Source organism: Pseudomonas subflava (assembly GCF_023823685.1).
GTDB classification, from domain to species: domain Bacteria; phylum Pseudomonadota; class Gammaproteobacteria; order Pseudomonadales; family Pseudomonadaceae; genus Aquipseudomonas; species Aquipseudomonas subflava.
The window spans coordinates 228,115-247,464 of sequence record NZ_JAMXBF010000013.1 but is presented as its reverse complement, the minus strand read 5'-3'; the positions used below and the strand labels follow the sequence as shown (position 1 = coordinate 247,464).

Annotated in this window: 16 protein-coding genes; 5 read left to right on the top strand and 11 right to left on the bottom strand. The window is 67.9% G+C overall.

The features are described from left to right. The first annotated feature begins 186 nt into the window (after positions 1-186). Positions 187-1,608 (top strand): bifunctional D-glycero-beta-D-manno-heptose-7-phosphate kinase/D-glycero-beta-D-manno-heptose 1-phosphate adenylyltransferase HldE, encoded by a 1,422-nt coding sequence (gene hldE, locus NF616_RS18320; RefSeq protein WP_252274975.1) that lies wholly within the window; start codon positions 187-189, stop codon positions 1,606-1,608. 33 nt (positions 1,609-1,641) lie between these two features. On the opposite strand, the gene NF616_RS18315 is transcribed toward hldE, so the two are convergent. The 4 genes from NF616_RS18315 to NF616_RS18300 all read right to left on the bottom strand — a co-directional run bounded on the left by NF616_RS18315 (position 1,642) and on the right by NF616_RS18300 (position 4,976). Then, entirely contained in the window at positions 1,642-2,544 is a 903-nt protein-coding gene (locus NF616_RS18315; RefSeq protein ID WP_252274973.1) for a metal ABC transporter ATPase, read from the bottom strand. A gap of 84 nt (positions 2,545-2,628) precedes the next feature. Continuing rightward, positions 2,629-3,426: an aldo/keto reductase gene (locus NF616_RS18310; protein WP_252274972.1), complete on the bottom strand. Its 798-nt coding sequence runs from the start codon at positions 3,424-3,426 to the stop codon at positions 2,629-2,631. Then, positions 3,423-4,598 carry an NAD(P)/FAD-dependent oxidoreductase gene (locus NF616_RS18305; protein ID WP_252274970.1) on the bottom strand — a complete coding sequence of 392 codons (1,176 nt, stop codon included), beginning with the start codon at positions 4,596-4,598 and terminating at the stop codon, positions 3,423-3,425. Before NF616_RS18305 ends, NF616_RS18310 begins: the two co-directional genes overlap by 4 nt. Before the next feature lie 45 nt (positions 4,599-4,643). Continuing rightward, on the bottom strand, positions 4,644-4,976 hold the full coding sequence (locus NF616_RS18300; RefSeq protein WP_252274968.1) for a DMT family transporter: 333 nt from the start codon (positions 4,974-4,976) through the stop codon (positions 4,644-4,646). 128 nt (positions 4,977-5,104) lie between these two features. On the opposite strand from NF616_RS18300, the gene waaA reads away from it, so the two are divergent. After that, complete coding sequence (waaA, locus tag NF616_RS18295) at positions 5,105-6,379, top strand: lipid IV(A) 3-deoxy-D-manno-octulosonic acid transferase (protein WP_252274966.1); 1,275 nt, start codon at positions 5,105-5,107, stop codon at positions 6,377-6,379. Here the strand turns inward: waaA and NF616_RS18290 are convergent. Both NF616_RS18290 and NF616_RS18285 read right to left on the bottom strand, forming a co-directional pair. Next, positions 6,353-6,895 (bottom strand): metal-dependent hydrolase, encoded by a 543-nt coding sequence (locus tag NF616_RS18290; RefSeq protein WP_252274965.1) that lies wholly within the window; start codon positions 6,893-6,895, stop codon positions 6,353-6,355. The two genes, waaA and NF616_RS18290, sit on opposite strands and share 27 nt — an antisense overlap. After that, positions 6,892-8,451, bottom strand: coding sequence for a histidine kinase (locus NF616_RS18285; RefSeq protein ID WP_252274963.1), 1,560 nt, complete (start codon positions 8,449-8,451; stop codon positions 6,892-6,894). The genes NF616_RS18290 and NF616_RS18285 overlap by 4 nt, the downstream gene beginning before the upstream one ends. 146 nt (positions 8,452-8,597) lie before the next feature. Here NF616_RS18285 and serB point away from each other — a divergent pair, with 146 nt between their 5' ends. After that, complete coding sequence (gene serB, locus NF616_RS18280) at positions 8,598-9,812, top strand: phosphoserine phosphatase SerB (protein WP_252274962.1); 1,215 nt, start codon at positions 8,598-8,600, stop codon at positions 9,810-9,812. A 100-nt stretch (positions 9,813-9,912) separates the two neighbouring features. Here serB and NF616_RS18275 read toward each other — a convergent pair whose 3' ends face one another. From NF616_RS18275 to NF616_RS18255, 5 genes are all read right to left on the bottom strand, one after another. Then, positions 9,913-11,979 carry an EAL domain-containing response regulator gene (locus NF616_RS18275; protein ID WP_252274960.1) on the bottom strand — a complete coding sequence of 689 codons (2,067 nt, stop codon included), beginning with the start codon at positions 11,977-11,979 and terminating at the stop codon, positions 9,913-9,915. 69 nt (positions 11,980-12,048) lie between these two features. Then, entirely contained in the window at positions 12,049-13,866 is a 1,818-nt protein-coding gene (locus NF616_RS18270) for a cyclic-di-GMP receptor FimW-related protein (RefSeq protein ID WP_252274958.1), read from the bottom strand. Positions 13,867-14,036: 170 nt separating this feature from the next. Continuing rightward, positions 14,037-14,897 carry an archaetidylserine decarboxylase gene (gene asd, locus NF616_RS18265; RefSeq protein WP_252274957.1) on the bottom strand — a complete coding sequence of 287 codons (861 nt, stop codon included), beginning with the start codon at positions 14,895-14,897 and terminating at the stop codon, positions 14,037-14,039. 14 nt (positions 14,898-14,911) lie between these two features. After that, on the bottom strand, positions 14,912-15,727 hold the full coding sequence (locus tag NF616_RS18260) for a rhodanese-like domain-containing protein (protein ID WP_252274955.1): 816 nt from the start codon (positions 15,725-15,727) through the stop codon (positions 14,912-14,914). 37 nt (positions 15,728-15,764) lie between these two features. Beyond that, positions 15,765-17,294 carry an HDOD domain-containing protein gene (locus NF616_RS18255; RefSeq protein WP_252274953.1) on the bottom strand — a complete coding sequence of 510 codons (1,530 nt, stop codon included), beginning with the start codon at positions 17,292-17,294 and terminating at the stop codon, positions 15,765-15,767. Positions 17,295-17,413: 119 nt separating this feature from the next. Here NF616_RS18255 and motA point away from each other — a divergent pair, with 119 nt between their 5' ends. Both motA and motB read left to right on the top strand, forming a co-directional pair. Next, positions 17,414-18,265 carry a flagellar motor stator protein MotA gene (motA, locus tag NF616_RS18250; RefSeq protein ID WP_252274952.1) on the top strand — a complete coding sequence of 284 codons (852 nt, stop codon included), beginning with the start codon at positions 17,414-17,416 and terminating at the stop codon, positions 18,263-18,265. A 16-nt stretch (positions 18,266-18,281) separates the two neighbouring features. Next, positions 18,282-19,316: a flagellar motor protein MotB gene (motB, locus tag NF616_RS18245; protein WP_252274950.1), complete on the top strand. Its 1,035-nt coding sequence runs from the start codon at positions 18,282-18,284 to the stop codon at positions 19,314-19,316. Positions 19,317-19,350: the final 34 nt, after the last annotated feature.

Genomic DNA, 19,350 nt, shown 5'->3' with positions numbered 1-19,350 from the left:
TGCATTACTGAGACTGGGCCAGATATCGGAGGGGGGATTCTAAAGGCAATCGCCGCCGAGCGGCAGTAACCGCTGTTGCGTGGCTTGATATCTGGCGCCAGGCGCGGCCGGGCTGACTCGGCTGCCGGCCCGACATGCTATGATCCGCGGCGATTTTGCCGCTCCCCTGCCGAGAGTTCTGTGTCCATGAAGCTGTCCATGCCCCGTTACGACCAAGCCCCCGTTCTGGTGGTGGGCGATGTGATGCTTGATCGCTACTGGCATGGCGGCACCTCGCGCATCTCCCCCGAGGCGCCGGTGCCGGTGGTCAAGGTCGAGCAGATCGAGGATCGCCCGGGTGGCGCCGCCAACGTCGCGCTGAACATCGCCGCGCTCGGCGCGCCGGCGCAGCTGGTCGGGGTGACCGGCGAAGACGAAGCCGCCGACAGCCTCACCGACAGTCTCAACGCCGCCGGTGTGAGTGCCCACTTCCAGCGCATCGACACCCAGCCGACCATCGTCAAGCTGCGCGTCATGAGCCGCCACCAGCAACTGCTGCGCATGGACTTCGAGGAGCCCTTCGCCACCGACGCCGAGGCCCTGGCCCGCGAGGTCGACGGTCTGCTCGCCGGGGTCAAGGTGATGGTGCTGTCCGACTACGGCAAGGGCGCGCTGAAGAACCACCAGGCGCTGATCCAGCTGGCCCGCGCCAAGGGCATCCCGGTGCTGGCCGATCCCAAGGGCAAGGACTTCTCCATCTACCGCGGCGCCAGCCTGATCACCCCCAACCTCAACGAATTCGAGACCATCGTCGGCCACTGCGCCGACGAGGCCGAGTTGGTGGCCAAGGGCGCCGAGCTGATGCGCGAGCTGGAGCTGGGCGCGCTGCTTGTGACCCGCGGCGAGCACGGCATGACCTTGCTGCGCCCGGACTATGCACCGCTGCACCTGCCGGCCCGTGCCCGTGAGGTGTTCGACGTGACCGGCGCTGGCGACACGGTGATCTCCACCCTGGCCGCCTCCATCGCCGCCGGCGAGGAGCTGCCGCAGGCCGTGGCCCTGGCCAACCTGGCCGCCGGCATCGTCGTCGGCAAGCTGGGCACCGCCGCCATCAGCGCCCCCGAGCTGCGCCGCGCGGTGCAGCGCGAGCAGGGTTCCGAGCGTGGCGTGCTGGGCCTCGAACAGCTGCTGGTGGCCATCGAGGACGCCCGCGCCCACGGCGAGAAGATCGTCTTCACCAACGGCTGCTTCGACATCCTGCATGCCGGCCACGTGACCTATCTGGAGCAGGCCCGCGCCCAGGGCGATCGCCTGGTGCTCGCGGTCAACGACGATGCCTCGGTATCGCGCCTCAAGGGCCCGGGCCGACCGATCAATTCGGTGGACCGGCGTATGGCCGTGCTCGCCGGCCTCGGCGCGGTGGACTGGGTGGTGAGCTTCAGCGAAGACACTCCGGAGAACCTGCTGCGCGCGGTACGCCCAGACGTGCTGGTCAAGGGCGGCGACTACGGCATCGACCAGGTGGTCGGCGCCAACATCGTCCGCGCCTACGGCGGCGAAGTGCGGGTGCTCGGCCTGGTGGAAAACAGCTCGACCACCGCCATCGTCGAGAAGATCCGCAGCAAGTGATGCCCGCGGCCGCCCTGCGGCGGCCGCTTCCCCTCAGCCGACCAGGCGGCCGGGTTCTCTCTCCGCCTGGTTCAGGCGCGCCAGCCAGTCCCGCCAGCGGATGCGCTCGTCGCGTACCAGCCAGCCGTCCTGCGCGGCGAAACTCTCCGATAGCCACAGGCCGCGGGTGCTGATCGGCGTCAGCTCGCCGCGGCGCAGGGTGAGCAATTCGCCGCTCGGCTTGCCCTGGTTCAGCGGCAACAGGTAGATGTCCGGACGGCGCCGCTCCAGGCAGGCCACCAGCTCCTCGCCCTCCAGGCGTTCGTCGACATGGAACAGGCTGGGCTTGCGGCAATCGGCTGGCAATTCCAGGCGCAGGTCGTAGACCAGTTGCAGCGAGGCGGTGGGCAGATGCACGTAGGCGCGCGGGCGTTCCATCAGCATCAGGTTGCCGCACTGCACCGGACGCGCGGAGCCGGACAGCGGGCTCAGGCGAAAATGGCTGCCCTCGCGGTAGCGCAGCGGGTAGGGCGTCGGCAGCCAGGTGTCGGCGTAGCGGCCGCCGAGCCAGAAATCGCCGTCGCTCTCGATCAGGCATTCCTCGGCGACCTCCTGGATGGCAGTGAGCAGCGGCAGGTTCAGTTCGTGGGCCGGCACGTAGCCCGAGATCAGCTTGAGCACGGTGTCGCCACGGTCCGGGCGTTGCTGGCGCACCACCACCCAGTGATCGCGGCCCTGCCAGGCCAGGGTCAGGCGTACCGAGACACCGAGGTTGGCCAGCTCCAGAGCGAAGCGCTGGCCGTCGGCAACCTGCACCGGCCGGCGCCGCTCGAGCATCTGGGTGAAATTCAACGGCAGGCCGAGGCCGCGGTAATTCAGTCCGTCCGCCGTGGCTTCCACGTACAGCGGCAGGGTCTTGAAGTTGCCTGGGGCCTTGCGGGCCAGCAGTCTCGACATGTCGGCTCCTCGTTCGGCAGCGCTGGGCTGCATCGGATGGGCGGGTACGCGGTCAGGTTCAGACCGCGGTCGGAGCCTTGCAGTTTAGCCGCGGATCACCGCGGCGGCGGCGGCCGCGTTTGCCGCCAGATGTTGCGGATTGATGGTGCCGACAATGGCGGCGCCGACGCCCGGGTGGCCGAACACCAGCTCGAGGCTGGCGCGCACCGGATCTTCCCCTACCAGCACCGCATGCCCGCTGGCCAGCGCTTTCTTGATCAGGATGCCCTTGCCGTGGTCCGCGGCGTGGTCGAGCACCGGCTTCTCGCCGCGCTCGGCCAGGTTGTAGGTGACCATGGCGCAGTCGCCGCGCTCGAGCGCCAGCAGGCCGCCTTCCACGGTCTTGCCGGACAGGCCGAAGGCGAGGATCTTGCCCTCGCGCTTGAGCTCGGCCAGGGTCTCGTACACGCCGCTGTCACGCAGGATGGCCACGTCGTTGCCGTCCGAGTGCACCAGCACCAGTTCGATGCGGTCAGTCTCCAGGCGCTTCAGGCTGCGCTCGACCGACAGGCGGGTGTGCGCCGGCGAGAAGTCGAAACGCGACAGACCGCCCTCGAATTCCTCGCCGACCTTACTGACGATCACCCAGTCCTCGCGCTGGCCGCGCAGCAGCGGGCCCAGGCGCTGCTCACTGACGCCGTAGGCCGGCGCCGTGTCGATCAGGTTGATGCCCAGGTCGCGGGCCTGATGGAGCAGGGCGCGGGCGGCGGCGTCATCGGGGATGGTGAAGCCGTTGGGGTATTTCACGCCCTGATCGCGGCCTAGCTTGACGGTGCCGAGGCCCAGCGGCGAGACGATCAGGCCCGTGTCGCCCAGCGGGCGATGCAGGTCTTGCAGGCTCACGGCAGCAGTTCCTCCCACACCGGCTCGCCCAATGGCGGGCGCGGCAGCTCGGGCAACGGAGCGTGTGTGCCTGGGGCGATGCCGTCGCGCTCGAGCGCGGCGATGACCCGGTCGGCAAAGTCCGGCGACAGCGCCAGCTTGGTCGGCCAGCCCACCAGCAGGCGGCCCTGTTCGGCCAAGAAGGCGTTATCCGGGCGCACCAGGCCGGACTGCGCGGGCTCGGCGCGGTCGACGCGCAGGGTTGCCCAGCGGGCATCGGAGAGGCCGATCCAGGGCAGCAATTGTTGTACTTCCTTCTGCGCCGCGGCGATCTGCGCCGCCTCGCTGCGGGCCACGCCATCGGCCTCGGCGATGTCGCCGCCGAGGTACCAGACCCACTGGCCATCGGCGGCCGGGTGGCTGGTCACGGTGATCCGCGGTTTGGGTCCGCCGCCCAGGCAGTGGGCGTATAGCGGCTTGAGGGCCTTGCCCTTGACCAGCACCATGTGCAGCGGGCGCAGCTGCTGGCGGGGTTGTTCCACGCCGAGGGCGGCGAGCAGCTCGGCGTTGCCCTGGCCGGCGCTGAGCACCACGCGGCGGGCGCGGATCTCGCGGCGGTCGACGCGCAGGCCGATCAGCTCGTCGCCTTCGCGCAGCGGCGTGATCTCCCGGCCGGCCAGCAGGCTCTCGCCGGCCAGCTCGGCCAGGCGGGCGATCAGCCCGGGCACGTCGAGCACCAGCTCGGCCAGGCGGTAGACCTTGCCCTTGAATTTCGGATGCTGCAGCGCTGGCGGCAGTTGCTCTCCCTTGACCTGGTCGACCCGGCCGCGCACCGCCTTGCTGGCGAAGAAGCTGGTCAGGTTGCCGGCCAGGCTGCCCGGCGACCATAGGTAGTGGGCCTCGGACAACAGGCGCACGCCGGACAGGTCCAGTTCGCCATGGCCCTCGATGGCCTCGCGCCAGCGCCGCGGCATGTCGGCGATGGCCTCGGAGGCGCCGGTCAATGCGCCGTGCAGGGCGTACTTGGCGCCGCCGTGGATGATGCCCTGGGACTTCAGGCTCTGGCCGCCGCCGAGGCTGCCGCTCTCCACCAGGACGGTGGCGTAGCCGAGCGCGCGCAGGCGGGCGTTGAGCCAGAGGCCGGCGATACCGCCGCCGACGATCAGGATATCGGTGCTGAGGGACTGGGACATGCCGGGGCTCGCTGCGAAACAGGCGCGCAGTATAACCGGCCGCGCTCAGTGGCCGCTGCTGCCGGAGAACAGCTGGATCACCAGTACGCCCGCGATGATCAGGGCCATGCCCAGCAGCGCCGCCAGGTCGAGCTTCTGGCCGTAGACCAGCAGGCCGGCGATGCTGATCAGCACGATGCCCAGGCCCGACCAGATGGCATAGGTCACGCCCACCGGGATGGTCTTCATCACCAGGCTGAGCATCCAGAACGCGATGCCGTAGCCGATCACCACCAAGATCAGCGGCAGCGGCTTGCTGAAGCCGTCCACGGCCTTCAGCGCGGTGGTGGCGATGACTTCGGCGACGATGGCGATGGCCAGGTACAAATAGCCGCTCATGACATGCTCTCCAGGGGATCGGCGCGCATTGTGGCACGCCGGTCGGGTGCCAGGCCCGCGCTGTTGGGGATTGAGCGGAGCCGCGGCGGCGTAGGTGGATCCCCCTTGGCCTGCTAAGCTGCGCGCCCATGAACAGACCGCTCTATACCCTGATCCTGCATCTGGCCCTGCCGTTCATCTTCCTGCGTCTGGCGTGGCGCGCCTGGCGTGCTCCGGCCTACGGGCAGCGCATCGGCGAGCGTTTCGCTGTCGGCCTGCCGGCGTTTTGCCGCGGCGGCATCTGGATTCACGCTGTGTCGTTGGGCGAGAGCATCGCCGCGGCTCCGCTGATCCGTGAGCTACTGGCGGGCCATCCCGAGTTGCCGATCACCGTCACCTGCATGACGCCGACCGGCTCCGAGCGCATCCAGACGCTGTTCGGCGACCGCATCCAGCACTGCTACCTGCCCTACGACCTGCCCTGGGCCTGCGCCCCTTTCATCGAACGCCTGCAGCCGCGGCTGGCGGTGATCATGGAGACCGAGCTGTGGCCCAACCATATTCATGCCTGCCATAAGCGCGGCATTCCCGTGGCGCTGGCCAATGCGCGGCTGTCCGAGCGCTCGGCGCGCGGCTATGCACGTTTCGCCAGGCTGACCGCACCGATGCTGGGTGAGCTGGATCTGATCGCGGTGCAGACCGCCGCTGAGGCCGAGCGCTTCCGTCGGCTGGGTGCGCGGTCCGATTGTGTCGAGGTGACGGGCTCGATCAAGTTCGACCTGAGCGTAGACGCCGCGCTGCCGCGCAGCGCAGCCGAGCTGCGCGCCTCCTGGGGCGCACAGCAGCGGCCGGTATGGATCGCCGCCAGCACCCATCTGGGCGAGGACGAAGTGGTGCTCGCGGCCCATCGCCAGTTGCTCGCCGAGCGGCCGGATGCATTGCTTATTCTGGTGCCGCGCCATCCCGAGCGCTTCGAGCAGGCCGTCGAGTCGAGCCGACGCGAGGGCTTCGCCACGCTGCGCCGCTCCACCGGCGAGGCGGTGACGGCGGATACCCAGGTGCTGGTCGGCGATACCCTCGGCGAGCTGCTGTTCCTCTACGCGTTGGCCGACCTGGCCTTCGTCGGTGGCAGCCTGATTGCCAACGGCGGACATAACCTGCTGGAGCCGGCGGCGCTGGGCAAGCCGTTGCTCACCGGCCCGCACCTGTTCAACTTTCTCGAAATCGCTGCCCAGCTGCGTGGCGCCGGCGATCTGCTGGAGGTCGAGGATGCGGCGCAGCTGCACGCGGGGCTGCGCCTGCTGTTCGCCGACCCGGCCGAGGCGGCACGGCGGGCCGATGCCGGGCTGGGTGTACTGCGCGCCAATCAGGGCGCCCTGGCGCGCCTGCTCGCCGGTCTAGAGCGCCTGCTGGCGCGGGCGTAGCAATCCGCGCAGGGCCATGCCGCCGAGAGCCAGCGCCAGGCAGGGCAGCCAGACCCAGCGGGCCTCCGACGCCAGCACTTCGAGCCCGCGCTGGCTGAAGAAGCCATGAATGAAGGGCGAGACCTCGATCGGCCGCCAGGGCAGGAAGTGGCGCTGCTCGCTCCACGGCCATAGCCAGACCACGCCGAGGCCGCCGTCGGTGGCCGCGTCCAGCAGGCTGTGCGAGGCGGTGGCCAGTGCGATCCAGCAGAAGGCCCTGAGCGGGCCGCAGCGCAGCAGCCGGCAGGCGAGCGCTCCCAGGACGCCGCAGCATCCGGCGAACAGCAGCGAATGGCTGAAACCGCGGTGGCCGAAGGCGTCGGCGTAGGCGATGCCGAACTTGAAGGCCAGCATGTCGGCGTCGGGCAGCAGGGCGAGCAGGAAACCGGCCAGCAGCAGGCGCGGCGGAATCACCCGCGGCCCGAGTGCCAATCCAAGCGCCAGGATCGGCAGCGGGTGGGTGATCAGCGTGGTCACGTGTGTTCGTGCATGCGCGCCAGCTGGCGCTCCAGCAGCGAGGGATAAGGCTCGAGCAGGCGCTCGACGCAGCTGGCGCCCTCGGGGCTGGCGATGGCGCGGATGCGCGCGCACTTACGCAGCAGCGGGTCGTCGGCGACGCTGCGCTGCACCAGCAGCAGATTGCGGCTGTGCTGGGCCAGGGCCAGCGCGTCCTGGGCCGCTTCACTGAGCAGTAGTTCGGCGTGGCTCGGGCTGATCTCGTCGTCGGTGCGGGTCAGGCCCAGTTGCAACTGGAGGGTGATACCGCTGTCGGCCACCTCGATCTGCAGGGCGTGGCCGAGGGCGCGCATCAGCTCGCCGCAGCACAGGGCATGGGTCAGGTAGTCGTCGCCGCTCTGCTCGCTGCTGAAGAGCATCAGGCTGCTGCCGTCGCTGAGGGTGAACAGCTTGCCCTGGTACAGCGCGGCGGCGCGTTCCAGGCAGTCGCGGTAACGCTGCAGCAGCTCCAGCAGGCGGGCGCGCGGCAGGTGGCGCAGCTGTTCCTGGGCGCCAAGCTGGATGGCCAGCACCGCGCTGCTGACGGCCTGCTCGGGCTGCGACGGCTGATAGGTCGGCAGCGGCGCAGGCTCGGCGGGAGTCGTTGGCGCTGCGACTTCGCTGTGCAGATCGCGGACCTCGGCGAACGGATCGTCCTCGTCATGCGGCGGTGTGGGCGTCGTACGCGGCGCGGGTTCGTCGAACGCGTCGTCGTCATCCGGCTCGGCGCGCAGCCCGGCGGCGTCGAATGTGGCCTCGCGGTCGTCGTGCTCGCCGTCGAATTCGAGGTCGGCGTACTCGTCGTGCTCCTCCAGCTCTTCCGGCTCCAGCTCGGGCTCCGGCTTCGGCGGCACCAGACGGGATTGCAGTTGGCGGGCCAGATCACCGATTTCGTCCTGGCGGCCGGCGCCGGGAGCGGGGTCGTCCGGATCGCGCAGCCAGACGCGCAGCTGCAGCAGTGGCGTGGAGATGTGTCGGCCCAGGCGCAGGCTCAGAGACATGGCCAGCGCTAGCAGGATCAGGCTGAGCAGCCCCATGCTCTGCAGGCTGATGGTCATCGGTTGCTGGAACTGCTGCATGTCCAGGCTGATGCGCAGCTGGCCGGCGATCACTTCCTGGAAGGTGATGGGCGTGGAGTAGAGCCCCTCGTTTTCGCCGAGGATGCTCTGGGTCGGACGCGAGCCGGCCTCGGCGAGGATGCGGTTGTCCACGCTGTAGATGGCCGCATGGGCCACCAGAGGGTTCTTCGCCAGGTTGCTGAGCAGCACGTTGAGGCTGAGGATGTCGTTGGACACCAGCAGCTCGGTGGCCGAGGCGGCGGTCTGCACGGTCAGGCTCTGGCCGAGGGCATCGGCCTGCTGCTGCATGGCCTGCTTGAACTGCATGCCCATCACCCAGGCGTAGATCACCAGTGCGAGGGCGACCAGCAGCAGGCTGTGGCTGGCGATACGCAGGGCGAGCGGCACGCGGCGCTGGCGCAGGGCATTGAACAGCAACAGGAAGAAATTATCGGGCTTGACCTGAACGGGCCGGTTCACAGAGCGCGGCTCTTCTCGACTTGAATTGCCGCGCAGTATAACCAGCGCCCCCAGGCGGGCAAAGCGCCGCCCGTGCGCCGAAGGGCCGGATTAGGGGTAGAATGTGCGCCTTTTCGCCGACCCATTTGTACGCCTGGAGTGAAGCCTTGCGCGAAATCGTCCTGATCAACATCACCGGGGAAGATCGCCCGGGCCTGACCGCGGCCGTCACCGGCGTGCTGGCGCAGGGCGGCGTGAACATCCTCGACATCGGCCAGGCGGTGATCCACGACACCCTCTCGTTCGGCATCCTGGTCGAAATTCCGGACACCGAGCGCGGCTCCTCGGTGCTCAAGGACGTGCTGTTCACCGGCTACAAGCTGGACCAGCAGGTGCGCTTCACCCCGGTGTCCGAGACCGACTACCAGCAGTGGGTCGGCGGCCAGGGCAAGAGCCGCTACATCGTTACCCTGCTGACCCGCAAGGTGACGGCCGAGCAGCTGCAGCGGGTCAGCGCGATCACCGCCAAGTACGGTCTCAACATCGACCATATCGACCGCCTCTCCGGGCGCATGCCGCTGGACATGCCGGCCGACGAAGGCAAGGGCTGCATCGAGTTCTCGGTACGTGGCGAGCCGGCGGATGTCGATGCCCTGCGCGCCGAGTTTCTCAGCGTGGCCCAGGAGCTGAACGTCGACATCGCCTTCCAGCGTGACTCGGTGTTCCGCCGCAACCGCCGCCTGGCGGTGTTCGACATGGACTCCACGCTGATCGAGGCGGAGGTCATCGACGAGCTGGCCAAGGCCCATGGCGTGGGCCACAAGGTGTCCGAGATCACCGAGCGCGCGATGCGCGGCGAGCTGGATTTCCGCGCCAGCTTCAAGGAGCGCCTGGCCCTGCTGCAGGGGCTGTCGGAGGGCGTGCTGGAAGAGATCGGCGCCTCCCTGCGCCTGACCGAGGGCGCCGAGGTGCTGTTCGCCGAGCTCAAGCGGCTGGGCTACAAGACCGCCATCCTCTCCGGCGGCTTCACCTACTTCGCCAAGCAACTGCAGGCCAGGCTGGGCATCGACTACGTGTTCGCCAACGAGTTGCAGACCGTCGACGGCAAGGTCACCGGCGTGGCCGTCGAGCCGATCGTCGACGCCCAGCGCAAGGCCGACCTGCTGCGCGAGCTGGCCGAGAAGGAAGGCCTGCGCCTGGAGCAGACCATCGCCGTCGGCGACGGCGCCAATGACCTGCCGATGCTCGGCCTGGCCGGCCTCGGCGTGGCCTTCCGCGCCAAGCCGCTGGTCAAGCAGTCGGCCAAGCAGGCGATCTCCACCTTGGGCCTAGACGGCATTCTTTACCTGCTCGGCTTCCGCGATCGCGACGGTCAGGAGTAGTCGCCTAGCGCACCGAACGAGTGGCCCGGCGGTGCGCATGGCGCGTCCCGGAGGTAACGAAAAAGCCCCGCGATTGCGGGGCTTTTTTCATGGGGATGGATCACTCGTCGCCGGCGGAGAAGTCGTAATCCATCGACTGGCTCGGGCCCTGAAGGTAGTGGCCCTGAATGTAGTTGACCCCGGCCTGCCAGAGGGTGGCCAGCACGCTGGCGCTCTCGACGAAGGGCACGATGGTCAGCTTGGCCTGGGCATGCAGGCTGGCCAGCAGGGTCTTCAACGCCTCCTGGTTGTCCGCGTTGGTCAGGTCCTGGGAGAAGGAGCCGTCCACCTTCACGAAGTCAACGCCGATGTGCTTGAGGGTGTTGAAGGGGTTCAGCGCGCAACCGAACTGGCTCAGGGCGACCTTGCAGTGCAGCTCCGCCAGCCCCTGGGTGAGCGCCTTGGCCTGCTTGAGATAGGCCACGGCGTCGGGCTCGCCGATCTGAAACACCAGCGCATCCGACGGCAGGCGTGCGGCCTTGAGTGCCACGCTGAGCCAGGGCAACAGGGTCTGATCCTGCAGGCTGTTGGCCGACAGGTGCACGAACAGGCGAGTGCTGTGGCCCTTGCTGCGGTGCTCGGCGAGCAGCTTTATCGAGTTGAGGATCACCCAGCGATCGATCTTCTCGGCCAGCCCGGCGTCCTTGGCGGCGCTGAGGAAATCCGCGGCCGGGACCTCTTCGCCCTGTGGATTGAGCAGGCGCAGCAGCACTTCGTAGTGCTCGTCGCTGTCGCCACGCAGGCTGATGATCGGCTGGAACAGCAGGCGGAAGCTGTTGTTCTCCAGGGCCTGCTGGATCATCGCCACCAGGCTGCCGCGGTTGGCGGCGGCGGCGAGTTCGTCGGCCGGGTTGTAGACCTTGATCGCGTTGCCATCGAGCTCGTCGGCGCAGCGGTGCGCGCGATCGAGAACTTCCTGGGCCTTGCTGGTCTGCTCGCTGAGGCCGGCGATACCGACCGACAGGGTGGTCTGCACCGTGCGCCCGGCGACGTCGAAGAGATGGCCTTCGACCCTCTTCAGCAACGGCTGCAGCTGTTCCTGCAGCTGCTGCGGCGAAACCTGAGCCAGCAGGGCGGTGAACACGTCGTCGCCGAAGCGAGCCAGCTCGGCATTGTCGCCGAAATGGGCACGCAGCATGTTGGCCAGGTCGGTGAGCAGGATGTCGATGCCGGCCACGCCGACTTCGCCCATGGCCTCGTTGTAGCGGTCGATGCGGATGTAGGCGAGGCTGGAAATCTGGTTGTCGTTGACCGCGCGCTGTGCCGCGCCGTCCATCAGCTCGAGGAAATAGTTGCGGTTGTAGAGGCCGGTGACCAGGTCCTGGCTGCTGATTTCGCGCAGCTTCTCTTCCAGCTCGGCGTTGTCGCTGTCGGCGCGGATCACCACCTGGATGCATGGCTCGCCGTCGTAGGTGGCCGGCGAGAAGGTCATGCGCGCCTGGAAGCGCTGGCCGTCCGGCTTGACGCCGCCGCAGCTGAGCTCGGTGCTGCCTTCGCCGCTGGCGTAGCCCTTGAGGAAATCCTTGAAGCGTACCTGATCGTCGCAGTGGATCAAGTCGATCATCGGCATGCCTTCCAGCTCTTCGGCATCTTCGTAGCCGAACAGCTGCAGGTAGGCGCGGTTGGCATAGATGTGCATGCCGTCGTGGACGTAGGTGATGGCGTCCACCGAGCTGTCCAGCAACAGCTGGCAGCGCTTCTCGGCTTCGCGCAGGGCCACTTCGGCGGCGCGGCGGGAGCGGCGCTCCTCGAGGTTGGCCAGCTCGCGGTTGGCCACCAGTATCAGGCGCTCGTCCTCGCCCTGGGGCAGGGCATCCTGAGCGCCCAGCATCAGGGCTTCGGTGATGGCATCGGAGTCGTTCTCGGCGACCAGCTGGATTACCGGGATGTCCTTGGACTGGCGGCGGATGGCGGTGATCGCCTCGCTCGGCTCGAGGTGCTCGCTCTCGGGCGCGCTGATTAGCAGATCCCAGCTCTGCTGCAGGGCGTCGGCGAGGTTATCGCTGGAGGTGATGCGGTGAACGCGCGTGGCCCGACCGGCATTGCGAAACAGGCTGACCAGACGTTCGGCCTCGTTCTGCGAATCCTCGAGGATCAGCAGGCGTATGGTTTTTTTCTCGATGGCCATTAGGGGATTTTGCTTGGAAAGCGCCGAAGAACGGGCGCAAAAAGGCGACGGATGGTCTGTTCCGGCAATCTACAGCGACTTCCAGAGTGAGTCAAAGTCTTCCTCGCCGCCCTTGCCGGGGGCTTTCGTGGCTGTGACGGAGGTCCCGGTCGCCGCCGGCGCTTCGCCGATCACGCGATATTCGAACTGGCTGAAACTGCCCGTACTGGTCTGTTTGCGGCTGAGCACGGCGCGGGTTTCCTCGCCGTTGTGGTTGATCACCACCTTGTTGCTTTCCTGGAACGGCAGGCGCGGCGTGATCAGCGTCGCTGCCCGGGAGATCACGCGGATTTCCGGCAGCAGCAGGGCGCGCAGATATTGACTGTTCTGCTCGCTCTTGCGCACCAGCTGCACACCGCAGGGCTGGGCGTGAGGGGCGATCAGCTCGATACCCATCTGCGTGCCGCCGCCGCGCACCTGGCGGATCCAGCGCACCACCGCCACGCTCCAGGCCGAGTCGGGGCTGTCCTGCACGCCGAGCAGCTCGCCGGCCTGCAGCTGGGGAGGAACCTCCCTGGGCCAGGTCAGGCAGTAGCCGCCGGGACTGTGGTTGACGATGGCCAGCTCGTGGCTGGGGTAGCTCTCGGTGACTTCCTCGGGCGGCGGATCGCCGGGCTTGGAAGCGGCCTTGTATTGGATCTCTTCCAGCGGCAGACCATATTCCCACTGGCTGTTGCGCTGGGCGTCGAAGGCGTTGGCCCAGACGTCCGGTCCGCTGCCGGCGCCGAGCTTGGCGGCTTTGAACTCGGCGCTGCGCGGCGCTTCTTCCTGCTTGAGGACATCGGCGAACTTGCGCTTGCCGGCCAGGTTGAAATGCAGGGCCGACATGCCGATGCACAGGGTCAGCACGCCGCGGCCGGGGTTGCGCTGGAAGGTGCGCTCGGCGATGTCGCCCCAGGCCGAGGCCAAGTGCTGCAGCAGGTCGACGGTCATGCCTTCCGGTATCGGCAGGCGGCGCGGTTCGGTGCTGTCCGGTGGCAGCAACAGATATTCCTTCAGCGCGTCGACCAGGGCATGCGGGTCGAGGCCGATCAGGCTGTGCAGTTCGTTGTCGCCGAACAGCGACTTGTAGCGCGGAGGGCCGTCCAGTTGCGGGGCGATGGCGAACAGGCTGTTCGGCGAGTCGACGCGCTCCAGTCGGGCCAGGGCGCCCCAGTCTTCCAGCGCCTCCGCCAGGCGGGCGATGCCGCTCTGGCGCATCTGGTTGCAGCGGGCGCAGCCGAGCAGCAGCGCGGCGAGGTAGATCTGTTCCTGGCTGAGGCTCTTGCCGTTGCGCGCCAGGCCGTCGCGCACCTGCACTTGATGCAGGCCGTGCTGACGGGCGAGGCGCGACATCTGATGAAGCTCCAGCCACAGCCCCTCGGGCACCGGGCAGTACAGCTGGCTGGCTCTCACCAGGGGGCCGAGCAGGGCGTGGCTGGCACGCTGCAGGGAGACGGCCAGCAGCTGGGTGCGGTCCTTGGTAAGGCGCGGCAGTTCCTGGAGGATGATCAGCTTGTAGCCGATCGCCATGTGGTTCTGCAGCGCCTGGCACAGGTTGGCGACCTTGCGCGGGCGCTCGTCGAGGACGATGGACTGGTTGAGGAAGTGTCGCTCAAGGTGGGTGCAGACGAAGTGCACCTCGGGGCGCAGCAGCTCCATGAGCTGCAGGCGGTTGTCGCTGGGGGTGATCAGCTGATTCAGTTCGATCAGGCCCTGGTACAGCTGGCGCGCCGTCTCGCCGATGTTGGCCTTGGGCAGGCCGGCGATCCAGCGTTTCACGTCACGGGGAGTGGCCTCGCAGAAGGACAGGCCCTGGCGGTCGGGGGTAGGTGCGCGCAGGAGCAGGTGAGGGCTCTGTTTATCCATACCGGGAGGAAAGTCCGTAGCAGGCGGAAGGCGACCCTTCGCCGGGTGTTTTCGGAACTCTAGCAGCATCGCAGCGGAGCCGCAGCCTTGCCGCCGGCAAATGCGGAGTCATGCCGATTAGGACTCCGCGGCCCGCTGGACGTTCCTTCCGCGGGCCGCAGGTGGCGGGTTCAGACCCGCGCCGAACCCATGTTCTGGCCCATGCGTACCGGGCTGCCGGCGACCAGCTCCTCGGCCCACCGCACCTGTTGCGGCCCGAACAGAACGATGGCGGTGGAGCCGAGCTTGAAACGGCCCAGCTCGGCACCCTTGGCCAGCTCGATGGCGCCGCGGGCAGCCTCGTCGTAGCGAGTGGTCTTCAGCTCGCGCTTCGGTGGGGTCACCAGGCCGGCCCAGACCGTCTCGATGCTGGCGACGATCATGGCGCCGACCAGCACCACGGCCATCGGCCCGCGTTCGGTGTCGAACAGGCAGACCACCCGCTCGTTGCGGGCGAACAGTTCGGGCACGTTCTCCGCGGTGGTCTGGTTGACCGAGAACAGGCGGCCCGGCACATAGACCATCTCGCGCAGGGTGCCCGCCAGCGGCATGTGCACGCGGTGGTAGTCCTTCGGCGACAGGTAGACGGTGGCGAAGTCGCCACCCATGAACGGTGCGGCGCGCTCGGCATCGCCGCCGAGCAGCTCCAGCACGCTGAAGCTGTGCCCCTTGGCCTGGAAGCAGCGACCCTGCTCGATCGGCCCGAGCTGGCTGACCGCGCCGTCGGCCGGGCAGAGGATGGCGCCGGGCGTTTCGTCCAGCGGGCGGGCGCCGTCCTTCAGGGCACGCGTGAAGAAGGCGTTGAAGTGCTCGTAGGCGGTGAGCTCTTCCACCTGCGCCTCGGCCATGTTGACCTGGTACTGCCTGGCGAACCAGCCGATCAGGCGGTCCTTGAACCAGGCCGCGCGGCAATCGGCGGCAAAGCCGATCAGGCGCGACAGCAGGTGGTGCGGCAGCAGGTACTGGCTGAGGATAAACAGGCGCTCTTTCATCGGGGTTCCTTGCATCAATATTCGATCGGGGTGTCGGGCAGATTGCCCCACTCGGACCAGGAGCCGGCGTAGGCCCTGACCCGCGGATAGCCCAGCGCCTTGGCCACCACGTAGGTGAAGCCGGAGCGGCGATGGGTTTGGCAATGGGTGATCACTTCCTTGTCCTTGGTGATGCCGAGGCCTTCCAGGACCTCGGCCATGTCGGCGCGGATGCGCAGGCCGCGCTGCGGGTCCATGCCGGCGGTCCACTCGAAGTTGACCGCGCCGGGCACGTGACCGCCACGGGCGGAGAGGAGTTTCTCGCCGCGGAATTCCTCGGGCCCGCGGGCATCCCATACCGCCAGGTCCGCCGCGCCGAGGCGGTTCTGCAAATACTCGCGGCTGGCGGTGGGTTCGTCTTGCAGGACCAGGTCCACACTGCCGGAGATCGGCGCCGGAACATCACGGCTTAGCGTGCGGCCCTCGCCCATCCAGGCCTGTAGTCCGCCATTGAGGAAGTGATAGCGCGGGTGGCCGATCACGTCGAGCAGCCAGATGAAGCGGCCGGCCCAGCCGCCGCCCTCGTCGTCGTAGACCACGTAGACCGCCTCGGGGCGATGGCCGAGGTCGGCGAACAGGGTTTCGAGCTGCGCCTTGTCCGGCAGCAGACCGGGGGCTGGCGGCTGGCCCCACTGGGTGCGCTTGCTGTCGACCCAGCGGGCACCCGGCAGGTGGCCCTCGGCGTAGCGGGCGGCCGGGCTGAGGTCGACCAGGATCAACTCGGGGGCCTGCAGGCGAGAGGCCAGCTCGGCTGGCTCGATCACCAGCGGCAGGCCGGAGAAGACGGACATGCAGAGTCTCCGGGGCGGGATCAAAGGGGCGATTGTATCAGCTGCCCCGGCGGGCGAAGCCGGCCAGCGCGCGCTCGATGCATTGCACGGTTTTGCCGAACACCGGCAGGGTCGTCTCGTTGAGTTCGCCGCCGCCCTGGTCGACCACCAAGAGCATCGCCACCCGGCCGTTGCTGGCGATCGAGCGCAGGATCAGGTGCTCGCCGGCGAACAGCGCCTTCAGGCTGCCAGGCAGCAGTGCCGAGACCTGCGCCAGGTTGGCCGGGCTCAGGCGCAGTTGCCCGGGTTCGGCGAGCAGGCGGCGCAGCACCTGGCTCTGGGCCGGGTCCAGGCGCAGATTCGCCGCGCCCTCGGCCAGCCCCAGTGCTTGCTGCGCCTGCAGACGCGTGTGGTTGCGGTCGGCCAGCAGCACCAGCACACGCCGCATGCCGGCGCACTTGAGCGCCAGACTGGCGCACTCGGTGAGCTGCACCACGTTGGCGAAGGCCGAGGGCTGCGCCAGCAGGCGCGTGCACTGTTCCTTCCACTGGCGGACCGTGTCGGCGTTCGGCGGCGCGGCCGGCTTCGGCGCCTGCAGCAGCTTGAGGCGGCAGGCATCCCAGGGCCACAGCAGCGCTTCGGCCGGGTGCCACAGCCCTGGTTGCTGGTGCTGGCGGGCGCTTAGCGCGGCCTGCTGGTGAATCAGCTGCTGCAGCTCCGGTATTGCCGTGTGCAGGTAGAGCCCGGCGAGGCGCTGCCAGCGCAGGTGGTGCTCGCAGCTCCAGTTGTGGTGGCTGGACAGCGCCAGACCGTTGGCCAGCAGCACGCTGTTGCCCGGCTGGGTCAGCCAGCGCTGCAGGGTCGGGTCGGCGTCCAGCTGCTGTTGCTGGTGCAACGGGTGTTCGTTGTCGCGGGCGATATGCAGAGCCTTGACCAGCAGGCGGCGGTCTTCGACCAGCAGGCGGTAGCCCTGGATGATCCATTCCGGCAGGCGCCAGTGCCGCGCCAGCGCCAGGCACAGCTGCAGCAGCGGTACGCCGAGCAGCTCGCGTTCGACCTTGCTGGCCGGTTCGCCCTGGCCCAGCACCCGGCGTTCCCAGGCCTCGAACAGCTCCGGCCGGGACGCCGCGAGCGGCCACAGCGGCGCGAGGAACAGCAGGCTGCCCCAGTGAATCTCCTGCCACAGGCGCGCCAGGCGCCCGGCGAACAGGCCGCTGGCCTGTTGCGAGGCGTGCAGGCCGATCAGCTGCAGCTGGCGCAACGGCAGCGGAATGTCCTGTTCGTCCTGCACCGGCAACTGGGCCAGCAGGGCTTCGGCGCGCTTCAGGCCGAGACGGGTGAGGGCAAGCTCCAGGCTCTCGGCCGGCTCGCCCAGTTCGCTGACGTGTCGGTTGGCATCGCGCAGCACGGCGAGGGCGATGGCCGGGCTGGCCTGCATGCGATCGGCGATCTCGCGCATCGACTTGCGGCTGTCCGCCAGGGTGCGGCGAATGGTCTCGTGGTGGCTGCTGTCCACGGGCAGGCGTATGCCGTCCAGCTGCTTGAGCCAGGCGTCGAGACTGCGTGGTAGGGCGTTCTGAGTAGGCATGCGGGGGTGGCCAAACTGGCTTTTCGCCTTTACAGCCTATAGTCTGGCGCAATACTTCCGATAAATAGAAGGGTTGTTTGACACAACCCTTTCGACTGGCTCTTCAAGCGTTAATCTCCATGGTCAAAATCATCGGCATTCTGGTTGTCTTCGGCTGCGTGTTCGGCGGCTTCATTCTGTCCGGCGGCAAATTCATGGCGCTGGTGCACCCGTTCGAGGTGATGATCATCGGCGGTGCCGCGCTGGGGGCCTTCCTCCAGGCCAACCCCGGCAGCGCCTTCATGAAAGTATTCAAGAAGTCGCTGGCGATGTTCAGCAGCCGCTTCACCCACGCCTTCTACCTGGAAGTGCTGAAACTGCTCTACGAGATTCTCAACAAGAGTCGCCGCGAGGGCATGATGGCCATCGAGGCGGATGTCGAGGATCCGGCCGCCAGCCCGATCTTCAGCAAGTACCCGGGCGTGTTGAAGGACCCGCAGATGACTGCCTTCATCTGCGACTACCTGCGCATCATGTCCAGCGGCAACATGGCGCCGCACGAACTGGAAAACCTGTTCGACATGGAAATCAACAGCCTGAAGGAAGAGCTGGAGCACCCGGCTCACGCCGTGTCCAAGGTCGCCGACGGCATGCCGGCCATGGGTATCGTGGCGGCAGTACTGGGCATCGTGATCACCATGTCCATCCTCGCCACCGCCGACAACGCGCAAATCGGTGAGAAGGTAGGTACCGCGCTGGTCGGTACCTTCCTCGGCATTCTGGCGTCCTACGGCTTCTTCGCCCCGCTGGCGGGTGCGCTGGAGCACGACGCCAAGGAAGAACTGAACCTCTACGAGTCGATCAAGGCGACCCTCGTGGCGTCCGCGTCCGGCATGCCGCCGACCCTGGCCGTGGAGTTCGGCCGCAAGGTGCTGCTGCCCGCGCACCGGCCGAGCTTCAGCGAGCTCGAACAGGCCATGCGTGGCAGCTGAGGCGGGTCGCTGAATCATGGAAAACAACCAGCCGATACTGGTCAAGCGGGTCAAGAAGATCGCCGGGGGCCATCACGGTGGCGCCTGGAAGATCGCCTTCGCCGACTTCGCCACGGCGATGATGGCGTTCTTCCTGGTGATGTGGCTGATGTCGTCCGCCACGCCGGAACAGAAGAAGGCGATTTCCGGCTATTTCCAGGACCCCATCGGCTTCACCGAGAGCGCCAGTCCCTACGTCATCGACCTCGGCGGCACGCCGACGCCGGCGCCGGATCGCACCCTCAATCCCGAGCTCAAGGATGCCCCCGACTCCGCCGAGGCGGCCGTCGATTCGCAGTCCGACCAGCAGGGCTCGGTCGACAAGGAGCAGGCCGAGAGTCTGGCCGAGCAGGTCGAGCGCGAGCGCCTGGAATTGCTGCTGCAGGAACTGCAGACCAAGGTCGACGAGAACCCGCAGCTGCAGAAATTCAAGGACCAGATCCTCTTCGAGATCACCCAGGACGGCCTGCGCATCCAGATCATGGACGCCGAGAACCGGCCCATGTTCGACCTCGGCAGCGCGCGCCTGCAGCCGTACTTCGAGGACATCCTGCTGATCCTCGCCGAAACCATCAGCGCGGTACCGAACAAGATCAGCGTCAGTGGTCATACCGACGCCAAGCCGTTCGCCGGCTCCGGCGATTTCGGCAACTGGGAGCTGTCGGCGAGCCGTGCCAACGCCGCGCGCCGCGCCCTGGTGGCCGGTGGGTATTCGGAAGGCAACGTGGCGCGGGTGGTGGGTTATGCCTCCTCGGCGCTGTTCGACCGCAACGATCCGCTGAATCCGGTGAACCGGCGCATCGACATCATCGTGCTGACCAAGAAGGCGCAGCGCGCCATCGAGGGCGAGCAGGACGGCGACGCGGCGGCCGAGCCGCCGATCCCCAGCGAGGCCATGGCGCCCGGTCAGGCGCCGGCGGGTACGGATGATCCGCTGCAACCCGAGGAGCTGCGCGAGCGCCTGAACATCTTCGAGGATGGGGCCCTGCAGTTCGACGAACCCCAGGAATGAAAACGAAGAGGCCGCGATGATCGCGGCCTCTTCG